The following is a 14,777-nucleotide window of genomic DNA, read 5'->3' on the forward strand; positions in this document are numbered from 1 at the left end:
CACCTTTGTCCGGTCCCGTTCTCTCGGGAAGCTCGGCCCTTCGACGTTGAAGGGGCGGCTATATGTGAGTTGTTGATGAAGCTAATGCAGCGGTTGTGCCAAGTCGGCAGGCGCCGGCTTTATTGGGATTCCCATCAATATTGTGTGGGAAATTGCCCTCTAGTGGTGCAGCAGCCAGTACAGCAGCACCAGATTGACCAGCAGCGAGACGCTCGCCAGGGTTTGCCAGACCTTGAGTGGTTCACGCTCCAGCAAGGGCTTGGGTCGCACGCTCAATTCACGGCGATCGGCCTGTTCCAGCACCAGCAACCATTCTTCGGCGGTTTCATAACGCTCTGCGGGCTGTGCGGCCACCGCGCGCTCCAGGCTCAAGGGTAACCAGTCCGGTAAATCGGGGCGGTAACGGCTGGCGCTGACGGGCTGAGCGAAACGGGGTCGTTGGAAGACTTCGATTTCTCCGTAGGGGTAATGCCCGGTCAGCAGGTAATAGAGCGTAACGCCGACGCTGTATAAATCCTGTTGCGGCGTAGGGCGTTCACCACTGAACGCTTCGGGCGCGATAAAACTCGGGGTGCCGGGCAGCAAATGGGCGCGGTCCTCGGAAAGCCCCGGGCAGTAGGCCAGGCCGAAATCCAGCACACGCAATTCGCCATCATCGCCCAGCAGCAGGTTTTCCGGTTTGATGTCACGGTGCAGGATCTGCCGTCGATGCAGCATGCCCACCGCCCGAAGCAAACGCTCGGCAATCGACTGCCATTGCGCCAGGGGCAGCGGGCCTTGTTGCTGGAACAGCTGCGCGAGGGTCTGCCCCGAATATTCACGCATCACGTAGTACAAATGCTGACGCCCACTGGCCGCATGCACTTCAGGAAATGCGCGCCCGGCCACTCGGCGCAGAAACCATTCTTCCGACAGCAAGGCTTGGCCGGCGTCGTTGTCATCGTCGCGGTTGAGCGGCAAGGTTTTCAGCAGCCAAGCTTGCTGCTGGGCATCACGCACGCGGTATAGCAATGACTGTCGGCTCTGCGCCAGCAGGCTTTCAACCTGCCAGCCTTCAAAGCGTTGCCCGGCCTTCAGGGGCGGTGGCAGCGGCCATTGCTGCAACTGCACCAGCGCATCGCCCAGGGTCGCTGCGCCGAGCTGGTCGATACGCACCAGCAGCGCGCTGGCATTGTCCTGGCTGGCGGCCAGGTGCGCGGCATTGACCAGCGTGTTTACCGCCGCGTCGAGATCGGTTTGTTCGCGCAGGATTGCGCTGATGCTGTGATCGCCCAACGTGGCCCACACGCCATCGCTGAGCAGCAGGAAGCACTCGCCCTCACGCAGCTCACCGTCGAGAAAATCCAGCACCAGATGCTGATCCAGGCCGAGGGCGCGCTTGAGCACATGCTGCATGCCCGGTTGTTCCCACACATGGTCTTGCGTGATGCGCTGCAACTCGCCATCCAGCCAGCGATACACCCGGCAATCACCCACATGCGCCAGGGTGAAGCGTTGGCCGCGAAATACCAGGGCGCTGAGGGTCGTGAGCAATGGCTGGCCACTGCCGTTGGCCTGCAGCCAGCGATTCTGCGCCAGCAACAGTCGCTCCAGGGCCTGGGCCACGCCCCAGGTTTGCGGCGTGGCGTAGTAGTCCAGGGCCAGCGCCTGCAAGGTCGAACGGGCGGCCAGGCCACCGTCGGCGCATTGGCTGACGCCATCGGCGATGGCGCACAGGTAACCCTTGCTGGCGGCCAGTTCCGGCATGGGCGTGACCACCCGCAAGGCGTCCTGGTTTTCTGCCCGCGGGCCGATGGCGCTGGCCTGGGCGACGCTCAGTTGCAGGCTCATCAGACGCGTGCGGCGGTCACGGCAGCCGAGCCCCAGGTGGTTCTCCAGCGACGCTTGACGCCGTGCAGGCCGAACCAGGCCAACACGCCAAGGCTGGCAAACAACCACAAGGCCAACTGATAACTGCCGGTGCTCTGTTTGATTGCGCCCATGCCCGCCGCCAGGGCAAAGCCGCCGATACCGCCCGCCATGCCGATCAAGCCGGTCATCACACCGATCTCACGGCGAAAACGCTGGGGCACCAGTTGGAACACCGCGCCATTACCTGCGCCAAGGCCGAGCATGGTGCAGACGAAAAGCGCCAGTGCGGCGTAGGAACTTGGCAGGTTGAAGCCCACGGCGGCGATGCAGATCGCTGCCACACCGTACATGCCGAGCAGGGTGCGAATGCCACCGAAGCGGTCGGCCAGTGCGCCGCCCAAGGGGCGCATCAGGCTGCCGCCAAACACGCAGGCGGCGGTGTAGTAGCCGGCGGTCACCGGGCTCAGGCCGTATTGATCGTTGAAGTAGCCGGGCAGGGCGCTGGCCAGGCCGATAAAGCCGCCGAACGTCACGCTGTAGAAGAACATGAACCACCAGCTGTCGCGGTCGCCCAGGGCTTTGAAATAGTCGGCCATGGATTTGGCTTTCGGGCGCTCGGGCGCATTGCGTGCCAGCCAGGCGAACACGATCAATGTCAGCACCAGTGGGATCAGCGCGAAGCCGAACACATTGCTCCAGCCAAATGCGGCGGCCAGTACCGGCGCCAGCAAGGCGGCAAACACGGTGCCGGAGTTGCCGGCGCCGGCGATACCCATGGCTTTGCCCTGATGCTCAGCGGGATACCACTGGGAGGCCAAGGGCAGGGCGACTGCGAAGGAAGCACCGGCCATGCCCAGGAACACGCCCAGCAACAGGGCTTGTTCGTAGCTATGGATGCCGAGTTTCCAGGCGCCGAACAGGGCGGCGATCACTATAACCTGGCCAATCAGCCCGGCGGTCTTGGGCGACAGCTTGTCGGCCAGCATGCCCATCAAAAAGCGCAGCACCGCGCCTGCCAGGATTGGCGTGGCCACCACCAGGCCGCGTTGCTGGGTGGTCAGGTGCAGGTCGGCGGCAATCTGTACCGCCAGTGGCCCCAGCAGGTACCAGACCATGAAGCTCAGGTCGAAATACAGGAACGCGGCAAACAGGGTCGGGGTGTGCCCGGATTTCCAGAAGCTTGATTTCATCACGCACCTCAACGGTTGGGGGTCTTGTCAGAAGGCCTGTTGGCCCCATTCGCCGGGGCCAAAACGAAAAAAAAACGCCGCCATCGAGTTCGCGAGTGCAAACCGGATGGGCGACGTCTTTGTCGTAGAAGGGGCAACCGCCGTTGGCTACCTGTGATGAATGCTTAGCAAGAGCTGCGCCAGTTCAGCCGAGCAGCTCACTCATGGCGATGATCTGCTCGGCCACCTGGATCAGTTTCTGCTGGCGGCTCATGGCCTGGCGGCGCATCAGGGTGTAGGCCTCTTCCTCATTGCAGTGCTTCATTTTCATCAGCATGCCCTTGGCCAACTCGATGCGCTTGCGCTCGGCCAACTGTTGGTCACGGGCCTGGAGCTGGGCGCGCAGGGCCTGGTCGCTTTCAAAGCGCGCCATGGCCACGTCGAGGATCGGCTGCAGGCGCTGGGCTTGAATGCCTTCGACGATGTAAGCGCTGACCCCGGACTTGATCGCCTGGCGCATCACGTTCGGGTCGTGCTCGTCGGTAAACATCACGATCGGGCGCGGCTGGTCGCGGCTGACCAGCACCACTTGCTCCATCACATCGCGGCCAGGTGACTCGGTATCGATCAGGATCACGTCCGGGCGCACCGTTTCGACGCGCGCCGGCAGGTCGATGGTCAAGCCGGACTCATCGATCACCTCGAAACCGGCTTCGGTCAAGGCAGCTTTGAGGCGCCCGACCTTGCGCGGGGTGTCGTTGATCAACAGGATTCGTAACATAGTCGTGGTCCTGTCAGCGCAGTGCCTGGCGGCTGGTGGCATCCGCCAAGGCATGCAGGCGGAAGCTGCGGGCATAGGCAGCCGGGTCGGAGCCGTCCCAGATCTTGCCGTCGATCAACTGGCTGCTGCGCATGTTTTGGGCGGTAGTCGGGACGCCGACGGCAGCAGCGGCTTGGCGATACAGGTCCAGTTGCTGCACCTGGCGAGCCACGCCCAGGTAGTCCGGATCTTCGCGCAGCAGGCCCCAACGGCGAAACTGGGTCATGAACCACATGCCATCGCAGAGGTAGGGCAGGTTCACCTCGCCATCAGCGAAAAAGCGCAGGGCGTGCGGGTCTTTCCACTGGTTGCCGAGGCCGTCGTCATAATCTCCGAGCAAGCGCGGTTCGATGCAGTCGAGCGGGGCATCAAGGTAATCACGGGCACTGAGCAGTTGTGCGGTGGAGCGGCGGTTTTCCTGGCTTTGTTCGATGAAACGGCTGGCCTCGAGGATCGCCATGACCAGTACGCGGGCGGTGTTCGGGTATTGGTCGACGAATGCCTGGGTGCAGCCCAGCACTTTTTCTGGGTGATTCGGCCAGATCGACTGCGTAGTGGCCAGGGTGAACCCCTGGTTTTGCTGGACCGCGCTGGCGCACCAGGGCTCACCGACACAAAAGCCGTCGATGCGCCCCGCTTGCAGGTGCGCGATCATCTGCGGCGGTGGCACCACCACACTGTCGACATCTTGCAACGGGTGAATGCCTTGGCTCGCCAGCCAGTAATACAGCCACATGGCGTGGGTGCCGGTGGGAAATGTCTGGGCAAAAGTCAGCTTTGTACGGCTTTGGTGCACGTGGCGGTCGAGTGCCTCAGGAGTGGTCACTCCCTGCTGTTGCAGGCCGTGGGACAGGTTGATGCTCTGGCCGTTCTGGTTGAGCCCCATCAGCACGGCCGTGTCGGTGGGCGCCACGCCGCCGATGCCCAGGTGTACGGCGTAGATCAACCCGTACAGGCTGTGGGCGGCGTCCAATTCACCGCTGACCAGTTTGTCGCGCAGGTTGGCCCAGGAGGATTGGCGCTTGAGGTTCAGCGTCAGGCCGTAGGGTTGGGCAAACCCCTGTGTGGCGGCGACCACCAATGAAGCGCAGTCGGTGAGCGCCATGAAACCCAGGTCCAGGCTGCTCTTTTCCGGGGCGTCACTGCCGTTGACCCACGCCAGTGGGTTGTTCACCGGGCTGTTGCCGACCGAGTCGTTCATCAACACCTACCTTTTCTTTCAAAAAAAAAGCATCGTTCCTTCGCATGGCAGTGCAAGCCATTGCCGGGTAACGACGCCTTTGTCTGCAAGCCTGCTCCGACGTTGGCGCAGGCTCTGATGCAGAGTCCGTAGCAAGGCACATGCCACGGGCAGGCGGAGGGAGCCTGTCGTCACCTTTCCATCAAGATTGAAACTCGAGTGCCTTTCAGTATGGCCGCTTCTTTGCGCCAGATTGCCAGGAACACTCAAGTTGCCTATCGATTCACCGACCCTGATGAGCTACCACCGATGAGCTCCCGCCGGCTATGCCGCTGGCTGCTGTGCAGTGCGTTGCTGTGGGCCAATGTTCCCGCCTGGGGCGAGAGCTATGAGGCCCGGGATGAAAGCCTGCATACCTTTTTCAGTGCGTTGTCGCTTCCTTTGGGGTTGCCCATCGTCGTCAGCCGCGAAGCGGCGCGTAGACGCATTTGCGGCACATTCGATCTGGAGGCTGCGCAGCAGACCCTCGCGACAGTCGCCGAGCAGCAGGGGCTGATCTGGTACAGCGACGGGCAGGTGCTTTACCTGTATGACGCCAGCGAAGCAAAAAGCACTGCGGTCGCGCTGCGGCACATTTCGGTCGGCAGATTGCGTGGGTTCATGCGCCGTTCGGGGTTCGATGAATCACGTTATCCACTCAGAGAGAGCGGCGTGCGCACTTTCTATGTTTCCGGGCCACCTAATTATGTCGACCAGGTGTTGCACCTGGCTCAACTGATGGACAGGCCGCGCACCGAAGTGCGTGTCGGTAAACAGGCCTTCGGCGTGGTGCAGGTGTTCAACACCCATGTAGCTGACCGTCAGTACGTCATGGGCGACGACAAGGTCAACGTACCGGGCATGGCCACGATGATCGAGAACCTGCTGGCTATCGAGCAGAAGGATACCAAGCGGCGCCCCCCGGGTTTGCTGGCTGACAAGAGCCTATTGGTGATGGCCTACCCGGATTCCAACAGTTTGTTGATCAAGGGCAATCCTGATCAGGTCAAGGTGATAGAGGAACTGGTAGCGGAGTTGGACAAGCCCAAGCGGCCAATCGAAGTGGCGCTGTGGCAGATCGATGTAGACCGTAAGGAACTCGACAAGATGGGCGTGGCCTGGGCTCTGGAAACCGGCACCGGAGCCTCCATGACCCGGGTGCTGGAGCCCTTGGACGACAGCCGCTTGATGGCACAGCTCGGTGTTCTTGAGCGTCGCCGCAAAGCCAGGGTCACCACGTTTCCCGTGCTGCTTACGCAAGAGAATGTTCCAGCGGTTTTCCAGGCCAACCATACTTTTTACCTGCCCAAGCCTGGTGTCGACAGCGGCAAGTGGGAGCCGGTGGGGTATGGCACCGAAGCCAGCGTGCTACCACGCTTTGCGGCAGCGAATCAGATTGAAATGCAGCTGACCCTTGAGGATGGCCGTCAACTGGACAGCAAGCTCAAGCCGGGCTCGGTTGGGGCAGTAGGGCGGCTCGGAATCAACACGGTGGTGCGCGTGCCTCTGGGCAGGCGGTTGTGGCTGGGTGGGTTTGAACGTGAAGGCGGCGTGGGTTCTGGTCGGCGCGCCGAGGTGCGGCTGTTTGTGATCCAGGCCCGGGCGGTCGGCGCAGAGTCGCGGATGCTGGCGGGCGCTATCGGGCCGCCGCCGCTGACGCAAAGCCAATATGAGCGTGTGCAGCGCGCATTTGTGCGCGAAAACCGCGAAGCCTCTGAAATCCAATAACTCTTTGAGCGCCTATCAACGCGTTTGTGGGTTCGTGCTGCCTGGAATAGCGAAAAGTCCTACGCAATACGCACCCAAATCCTCGATTACATGGGTTTTTTCCTAACGTTGTTCAGAGGCCGACTTTCTATAGTCGCGGGGTTGTCGTATCGACCGTTTCTGGAAACAAGGGAATCAATGTCAGTAGATCAGGTACAGAGGTGAATATGACCCTCGAGAATGAAGGGCTGGCGGCCTCGTGGTTTTTTGCCGGATGGACCTTGTATGTTGATGGCCGGTTAACGGGCGAGGGTGTGGATATTCAGCTACCACCCAAGGAGTGGCAGGTGCTGCGGTTGTTGTTGGCATCCGGTGGTGTGCTGATGACCAAAGATCGTTTACTCGAGCAGGCCTGGTCCCGTGGCGAGGTTGCGGAGGAGTCGCTCACCCGTTGTATCTATGAATTGCGCAAGCACTTGAGGAAAGACAAAGGCTTTATCAAGACGATCTATGGCAAGGGGTATCGGTTTACCTGTGCCGTCACCGTTCGGCAACACATCCAACAACAGCCCGGGCAGGCGCGCGTGTCACGCATCTGTTCGGCCTGTGGTCAGGTGAATCATGATTAAGCGTTTGCGCGACGGTTTGCTGCTGTGCCTGCTGATGGGCAGCTTCCCGGCCTGGGCCAACTGCTGGAAGGAGGTCGCCGGCCGGTATGACATCGAGCCGGAGCTGTTGCAGGCCATTGCGGTCGTGGAGTCGGGCGCACGCACTGGCGCGGTCAACGAGGCAAATAGCGATGGCTCGCGGGATATTGGCCTGATGCAGATCAATAGCATGCACTTGCCGCGCCTGGCCAAGCAGGGGATTACCGAGGAAAGGCTGTTGGCCGAGCCGTGTTTATCGATCGAAGTGGGCGCTTCGATTCTGGCCGACTTTATCCAGCGCTTCGGTTACAACTGGACAGCCGTGGGCTCCTATAATGCCGGGCCAGCACCTGGGCGCGAAGCATTGCGCCTGCGTTATGCCGAAAAAATCTGGGCGCAGTATGAGGCGTTGGTTGCACAGCGCCCGTGATGATTGGGCGGCACGCCTCGCACCTGGCGTGCCACCCCGGCTATAATCGCGCCACCTTTCGCCTCCATCCGAGTCTAGCCTGCCCATGTATACCCTGGCCCGCCAGCTGTTGTTCAAACTCTCCCCGGAAACCTCCCACGATCTGTCCCTGGACCTGATCGGTGCCGGTGGCCGCCTGGGGCTCAATGGCCTGGTATGCAAGGCACCGGCAAAAATGCCCGTGTCGGTGATGGGGCTGGATTTCCCCAATCCGGTCGGGCTGGCTGCCGGCCTGGACAAGAACGGCGCGGCCATCGACGGTTTTGCGCAACTGGGTTTCGGCTTTGTTGAAATCGGCACCGTGACGCCACGGCCACAGCCGGGCAACCCGAAGCCGCGTATTTTCCGTTTGCCCGAAGCCGAAGCAATCATCAACCGCATGGGTTTCAACAACCTCGGTGTTGATCATTTGCTGTCGCGGGTTCAAGCCGCGAAATACAAGGGTATTCTCGGCATCAATATCGGCAAGAACTTCGACACGCCGGTCGAGCGCGCGGTGGATGATTACCTTATCTGCCTGGACAAAGTCTACGCCCACGCCAGCTACGTCACCGTCAACGTCAGTTCGCCCAACACACCAGGGCTACGCAGCCTGCAGTTTGGTGATTCCCTCAAGCAATTGCTCGAAGCCTTGCGCCAGCGCCAGGAAGACCTGGCCGTGCGTCATGGCAAGCGCGTGCCGTTGGCCATCAAAATTGCCCCGGACATGAGTGATGAAGAAACCGTACTGGTCGCCCAGGCCCTGGTGGATTCGGGTATGGACGCGGTGATCGCCACCAACACCACCTTAAGCCGCGTCGGCGTCGAAGGGCTGGCCCATGGTGACGAAGCGGGCGGCCTGTCGGGTGCGCCGGTGCGGGACCAGAGCACCCATATCGTCAAGGTACTGGCCGCTGAGCTGGCGGGGCGTTTGCCGATCATCGCCGTGGGCGGCATTACCGAAGGCAAGCACGCAGCCGAGAAAATCGCCGCCGGCGCAAGCTTGGTGCAACTCTATTCCGGCTTCATCTACAAAGGCCCGGCGTTGATTCGTGAGTCGGTGGATGCCATCGCGGCTTTGCGCTGATAGATCAGCCAATAGATCGTTCCCACGCTCTGCGTGGGAATGCATCCCGTGACGCTCTGCGTCGCCGTTGCGCAAGGCCTCAGGTTGGACTCTTATTCACCGCGCATTAAAAAGGGCTCCAAAAGGAGCCCCCTGGGCCGAAGCCCGCCGCCCGGATAGGACGTGCGTGGTTAAGTCGTTACAAAATCTTCAAGGTGGTTGTCGGATTAAGTGCCCCGTGTCAGCCGACGGCGTGAAGTTCGTTGAGTCTGTGGATTCCCGCAGTGCCAGTCATACCGTCCCAGTTGTCGCCGCGTCCTTCTCGCCAGCCGTTGATCCAGGCTTGGCGTACCGACGGTAGAGTAAATGGGCAAAGCTCACGGGATTTACCATGAACGCCATATTGATATCCGCGTAAAAATGCTCTTTCCAACGGATCACGCTTAAGTCTTCTCATAGGGTGTTTCCCTCACTTGTTGACTGTCTAGATATCCTTCGGCCCCGCTTGGGGCCGGGCAGGGTTTTCCTGCCGTTGGTGGGCTCGCTGCCGGCGTGGCGAGCCTATGTGTCGGCGTCGTTACGGCGCCAACCTGTGTTGAGTTCTAACCAATAGGTCACATGGATTCAATGATCGTTTTGTCATAAGCACGTAACGATAACGATGCTATAGCCATAAGCTGGGATGGCTTTTCGCCCCATTTATTAGGCAAACCCAGCTATGATGTGCCCTGCATAGAGGATGGGTTTAATCCTTTAGTGAGAATGCCCGCCCGTTGCAGTCGGTTATTATTCGACGAAGGGTCGGAATATTTCTTTTTGTTGCACACATTTATCTATCTGCCCCGGCAATTCAGGCTCAAAAGCCCGGCAGCCGGGGTGGAACGGCACATTCGTGCCACGCGAGCACTCTTCAAGAAAAGTGCTTGATTGAAAACCGAGCTGGCGATGCGTCGCCCGTTCATTTATTGCTGAAAAGCCTGGAATGCCCCATGTCGGACCGTTTTGAACTCTTCCTCACCTGCCCCAAGGGCCTCGAAGGCCTGCTGATCGAGGAAGCCGTCGGGCTTGGCCTTGAGGAAGCCCGCGAGCACACCTCGGCCGTGCGCGGCATGGCCGACATGGAAACCGCCTACCGCCTGTGCCTCTGGTCGCGCCTGGCCAACCGTGTGCTGCTGGTGCTCAAGCGCTTCCCGATGAAGGACGCCGAAGACCTCTACCACGGCGTGCTGGATATCGAATGGGCCGACCACATGGTCCCGGACGGCACCCTGGCCGTTGAATTCAGTGGCCACGGCTCGGGCATCGACAACACCCACTTCGGCGCGCTGAAGGTCAAGGATGCGATTGTCGACAAGCTGCGCACCCCGACCGGCGAACGTCCGTCCATCGACAAGATCAACCCGGACCTGCGCATTCACCTGCGCCTGGACCGTGGCGAAGCCATCCTTTCCCTTGACCTGTCCGGCCACAGCCTGCACCAGCGCGGTTATCGCTTGCAGCAGGGCGCTGCACCGTTGAAGGAAAACCTCGCGGCCGCGATCCTGATTCGCTCTGGCTGGCCGCGCATTGCGGCCGAAGGTGGCGCGCTGACGGACCCAATGTGTGGCGTGGGCACCTTCCTGGTGGAAGGCGCAATGATCGCCGCCGACATGGCGCCTAACTTGAATCGTGAGCTGTGGGGCTTCACCACCTGGCTCGGTCACGTGCCGGCGCTGTGGAAAAAGCTGCACACCGAGGCCACCGAGCGTGCCGCCATCGGCATGAACAAACCACCATTGTGGGTACGTGGCTACGAAGCTGATCCGCGCCTGATCCAACCTGCGCGCAACAACATCGAACGCGCAGGCCTGAGCCACTGGATCAAGGTGTACCAGGGCGAAGTCGGCACCTTCGAGCCGCGCCCGGACCAGAACCAGAAAGGTCTGGTGATCTGCAACCCACCCTACGGCGAGCGCCTGGGTGACGAAGCCAGCCTGTTGTACCTCTACCAGAACCTCGGCGAGCGTCTGCGCCAGGCGTGCATGGGCTGGGAAGCGGCGGTGTTCACCGGTGCGCCGGACCTGGGCAAGCGCATGGGCATCCGCAGCCACAAACAGTATTCGTTCTGGAACGGCGCATTGCCGTGCAAGTTGCTGCTGATCAAGGTCAACCCGGACCAGTTCGTCACCGGCGAGCGCCGTACCCCGGAACAGCGTCAGGCAGAACGTGAGCAAGCCGCTTACGATCAGGCCCCGACCGAGCCGGTCGAGCGCCAGTACAACAAGAACGGCAACCCGATCAAGCCGGCTCCAGCCCCGGTGGTTGAGCAGGCGCGTCTGAGCGAAGGCGGGCAGATGTTCGCCAACCGCCTGCAAAAGAACCTCAAGCAACTGGGCAAGTGGGCCAAGCGCGAAGGCGTGGACTGCTACCGTGTGTACGACGCCGATATGCCGGAATACTCCATGGCTATCGACCTGTACCACGATTGGGTGCATGTGCAGGAATACGCCGCGCCGAAATCCATCGACCCGGAAAAAGCCTCCGCACGCATGTTCGATGCGCTGGCGGCGATTCCCCAGGCGTTGAACGTCGACAAGAGCCGCGTGGTGGTTAAACGTCGCGAACGTCAGAGCGGCACCAAGCAGTACGAACGTCAAAGTGCCCAAGGCAAGTTCACTGAGGTCAGCGAAGGTGGCGTGAAGCTGCTGGTCAACCTCACCGACTACCTGGACACCGGCCTGTTCCTTGACCACCGGCCAATGCGCATGCGCATCCAGAAGGAAGCGGCCGGCAAGCGGTTCCTCAACCTGTATTGCTACACCGCCACCGCCAGTGTGCATGCCGCCAAGGGCGGCGCGCGCAGCACCACCAGCGTCGACTTGTCCAAGACTTACCTGGACTGGGCACGTCGCAACTTCTCCCTCAACGGTTTCTCTGACAAGAACCGCCTGGAGCAGGGTGATGTGATGGCCTGGCTGGAAGCCAGCCGCGATGAGTTCGACCTGATCTTTATCGACCCGCCGACCTTCTCCAACTCCAAGCGCATGGAAGGCATCTTCGACGTGCAGCGTGACCACGTGCAGTTGCTCGACCTGGCCATGGCGCGCCTGGCCCCGGGCGGCGTGCTGTACTTCTCGAACAACTTCCGCAAGTTCGTGCTCGAGGACAACCTCAGCGAGCGCTATGCGGTCGAGGAAATCAGCGACAAGACCCTGGACCCGGACTTCGCCCGTAACGCGAAGATTCACCGGGCGTGGAAAATCACCGCGCGCTGATTGACACACTCAAGCTGCACCAAAAAGCCGCAAGCCCGGACTAATCCGGGCTTGCGGCTTTTTTGCGCTGGTCAAACGCCGGCCTCATGGCTATAACTTAACGCCTAGCCAAAGTGACACCCCCCGCACGCTGGCGTTGTGAGTGTTGCCTATGCCGATGCAAGCCGTTCGCCCGAAAATACTAGGCTTTATCAGTGAGCAGGCGTCGGCTTGGCTGGTGGCATTGGTGGTGTTATTGGCAGGTGGCGCGCTGACGGGTATCGTCGCCTGGGCGGCCTCCGACCTCTATCAGCAGCAAGTGCGCCAGCGTTTCCAGTTGTTGGTCAACGAGCGCTACACCCGCCTTCAGGAGCGTTTTGAAGACCAGGAGCAACGCCTGGCCAGCCTGCAGCGCTTCTTCGTCAATTCCAGTGATGTGTCCCGCGCCGAGTTCGATGGTTTCGCCAAGCCTTTGCTTCTGCGCGCCCGCGCCTATGCCTGGGCGCCACGTATATTTCGCGAACAGCGCAACGCTTTTGAACAAGAAATCTCGCGTCAGCGTGGTACACCTTTCGTCATTCGAGAGCTGAACGCGTCGGGTGAGCTGGCGCCTGCGCCTGAGCGCGACGAGTATGTGCCGGTGTTGTACAGCCAGACGCAAAGCTTGCTGGGGTCGCCCCTGGGATTTGATCTGTTGGCCCAGCCGCTGCGCCGTTCGGTGCTTGAACGGGTGCAAAAAAGCGGCCGGCCTGCGGTGTCCCAACCCATGCAACTGGTGGGTGTGGAGCCGGCTTATGCCGCCGGCGTTTTGCTGGTGGCGCCGGTGAGCAAACCTGCCGACACCGAGCCCCATGGTTATGTGATGGCAGTGATCAGCATGCGCCAATTGGTCGCCGATGGTTTGCCCAAGCCCAACCGCGACAACCTGGTGATGCAAATCGTCGACACCTCCGACACGCAACAGCGTGTGCTGTACGCGTCCAGCAACGCGGTAGGCGACAGCAACCTTATCGCCACGCGCCGGCTCACCCTCGGCGACCATGTGTATGCCTTGAGCATTCGCGCCAGCCAGATGTTCGACCAGGCCAATCACTCGTCGATGCACACCATCCTGGCCATGGGCGTGCTCCTCAGCCTGCTGCTCAGTGCGTTGCTGTATGTGTTGGTCAGCCAGCGCCAGCGCGCGCTCAAACTGGTGGAGCAACGCACGCAGCAGTTGCACTTGCGTGAGCAGGAGCTTCGCGCGGCCCACGGGCAATTGCGCAGTGTGCTGAACGCCGCCACCCATGTTGCGATCATTGCCACTGATTTGCGGGGTGTGATCAACACCTTCAATGCCGGTGCCGAGAAAATGCTCGGGTTCAAGTCCGAGGCGGTGGTGGGGCGGCTGACCCTGGAAAGCCTGCACCTGGGCCTAGAACTCGAAGCGCGCGCGGCCAGTTTGAGCGTGACCTTGGGCAAACGTATTCCGCCGAGCCAGGCGATGTTGGTGGAAAGCCCGGACAATCTGCACGAGGCGCGCGAGTGGACATTACTGCGCGAGGATGGCAGCTACCTGACGGTGAATATGCTCACCACCGTGTTGCTGGACGACTATGGCCTGTGGATCGGGCACTTGGCTATTTACCTGGATGTGACCGAACAAAAACGCGCCTACGAGGCGTTGGCCGCGCGCGACCGCCTACTGAAAAAACTCAGTGCCCACGTGCCTGGCGGGATCTTTCAGTTCACCCTCGAACCCCAGGGCAAAGGGCGTTTCATCTATGCCAGCGATGGTATGCGCGATATTTATGAGATCGATACGGGCGTATTGCAGCAAGACGCGGACACCGTGTTCGAACGCATTCATCCGCAGGACGTGGAGCGGGTGCGCCAGTCTATCCGGCTGTCGGCGTTGCAGTTGAGCCATTGGCGCGAAGAGTATCGGGTGGTGTTGCCGCAACGCGGCCTGCGCTGGATACGCGGTGAAGCCACGCCGGAGGAGTTAACCGGCGGTGGCACGTTGTGGCATGGCTACGTGTCGGATATCTCCGATCTGAAGCGTGTCGAGGAGGAGTTGCGCGCGCTGTCGATTACCGACTCGCTGACGGGCATTCATAACCGCCGTTATTTTCAGGATCGGCTCAAGGCCGAAATGCTCAGGCTCAACCGAACCACGGGCACGCTGTCGTTGATCATGCTCGATATTGATCACTTCAAGCGCATCAATGACCAGTACGGGCACGCCGTGGGCGATGGCGTGTTGCAGGAGGTGTGTAAGCGCATCGGCCAGCGCCTGCGGCGCACGGATGTGTTCTGCCGCTTGGGGGGCGAAGAGTTCGTGGTGCTGTGCCCGCATACCGATGCCCAGCAGGCTTACAGCCTGGCGATGGAGTTGTGGCAGTCGCTGCGCACCGAACCGATGGAGGTGGTGGGCGTTGTGACCGCCAGCTTCGGTGTGGCCAGCTGGCGCATTAATGAAGGGATTGACGGGCTGTTGCTGCGCGCCGACTCGGCGGTGTATGTGGCCAAGCAGGCGGGCCGCGACCGGGTGGAAGCGGAGCGCTTACGTGCCTGATCGTTCCCGCGCTCTGCGTGGGAACGCCTCTTGTGACGCTCTGCGTCACGCTTTGGGACG

At 61.1% G+C, this 14,777-nt stretch carries 11 protein-coding genes; 6 read left to right on the forward strand and 5 right to left on the reverse strand.

What is annotated here, in order from left to right:
* Positions 1–159: 159 nt before the first annotated feature.
* From ACTD9P_RS00205 to ACTD9P_RS00220, 4 genes are all read right to left on the reverse strand, one after another.
* A complete protein-coding gene (locus tag ACTD9P_RS00205) occupies positions 160–1,830 on the reverse strand; it encodes a bifunctional protein-serine/threonine kinase/phosphatase (RefSeq protein ID WP_438866228.1) in 1,671 nt (556 codons plus the stop codon).
* Positions 1,830–3,041, reverse strand: coding sequence for a nitrate/nitrite transporter (locus ACTD9P_RS00210; RefSeq protein ID WP_058422064.1), 1,212 nt, complete (start codon positions 3,039–3,041; stop codon positions 1,830–1,832). Before ACTD9P_RS00210 ends, ACTD9P_RS00205 begins: the two co-directional genes overlap by 1 nt.
* Before the next feature lie 184 nt (positions 3,042–3,225).
* On the reverse strand, positions 3,226–3,801 hold the full coding sequence (locus ACTD9P_RS00215; protein ID WP_053257467.1) for an ANTAR domain-containing response regulator: 576 nt from the start codon (positions 3,799–3,801) through the stop codon (positions 3,226–3,228).
* A 13-nt stretch (positions 3,802–3,814) separates the two neighbouring features.
* A complete protein-coding gene (locus tag ACTD9P_RS00220; RefSeq protein WP_438866229.1) occupies positions 3,815–5,041 on the reverse strand; it encodes a CmpA/NrtA family ABC transporter substrate-binding protein in 1,227 nt (408 codons plus the stop codon).
* A gap of 288 nt (positions 5,042–5,329) precedes the next feature.
* Between ACTD9P_RS00220 and sctC the strand changes: the two genes are divergently transcribed.
* From sctC to ACTD9P_RS00240, 4 genes are all read left to right on the forward strand, one after another.
* On the forward strand, positions 5,330–6,787 hold the full coding sequence (sctC, locus tag ACTD9P_RS00225; protein ID WP_438866230.1) for a type III secretion system outer membrane ring subunit SctC: 1,458 nt from the start codon (positions 5,330–5,332) through the stop codon (positions 6,785–6,787).
* Between the two features lie 206 nt (positions 6,788–6,993).
* Positions 6,994–7,395 carry a winged helix-turn-helix domain-containing protein gene (locus ACTD9P_RS00230; protein ID WP_438866231.1) on the forward strand — a complete coding sequence of 134 codons (402 nt, stop codon included), beginning with the start codon at positions 6,994–6,996 and terminating at the stop codon, positions 7,393–7,395.
* On the forward strand, positions 7,388–7,843 hold the full coding sequence (locus ACTD9P_RS00235) for a transglycosylase SLT domain-containing protein (protein ID WP_438866232.1): 456 nt from the start codon (positions 7,388–7,390) through the stop codon (positions 7,841–7,843). Before ACTD9P_RS00230 ends, ACTD9P_RS00235 begins: the two co-directional genes overlap by 8 nt.
* 85 nt (positions 7,844–7,928) lie before the next feature.
* Positions 7,929–8,948: a quinone-dependent dihydroorotate dehydrogenase gene (locus tag ACTD9P_RS00240; RefSeq protein ID WP_438866233.1), complete on the forward strand. Its 1,020-nt coding sequence runs from the start codon at positions 7,929–7,931 to the stop codon at positions 8,946–8,948.
* A gap of 220 nt (positions 8,949–9,168) precedes the next feature.
* Here the strand turns inward: ACTD9P_RS00240 and rmf are convergent, their stop codons facing one another.
* Positions 9,169–9,384 carry a ribosome modulation factor gene (rmf, locus tag ACTD9P_RS00245; protein ID WP_002553055.1) on the reverse strand — a complete coding sequence of 72 codons (216 nt, stop codon included), beginning with the start codon at positions 9,382–9,384 and terminating at the stop codon, positions 9,169–9,171.
* A gap of 532 nt (positions 9,385–9,916) precedes the next feature.
* On the opposite strand from rmf, the gene rlmKL reads away from it, so the two are divergent.
* Both rlmKL and ACTD9P_RS00255 read left to right on the forward strand, forming a co-directional pair.
* Positions 9,917–12,181: a bifunctional 23S rRNA (guanine(2069)-N(7))-methyltransferase RlmK/23S rRNA (guanine(2445)-N(2))-methyltransferase RlmL gene (gene rlmKL, locus ACTD9P_RS00250; protein WP_219269247.1), complete on the forward strand. Its 2,265-nt coding sequence runs from the start codon at positions 9,917–9,919 to the stop codon at positions 12,179–12,181.
* A gap of 151 nt (positions 12,182–12,332) precedes the next feature.
* On the forward strand, positions 12,333–14,717 hold the full coding sequence (locus tag ACTD9P_RS00255) for a sensor domain-containing diguanylate cyclase (RefSeq protein ID WP_438866234.1): 2,385 nt from the start codon (positions 12,333–12,335) through the stop codon (positions 14,715–14,717).
* Positions 14,718–14,777 lie beyond the last annotated feature (60 nt).

The sequence above is a fragment of the Pseudomonas onubensis genome, assembly GCF_965653655.1.
Classification (GTDB): domain Bacteria; phylum Pseudomonadota; class Gammaproteobacteria; order Pseudomonadales; family Pseudomonadaceae; genus Aquipseudomonas.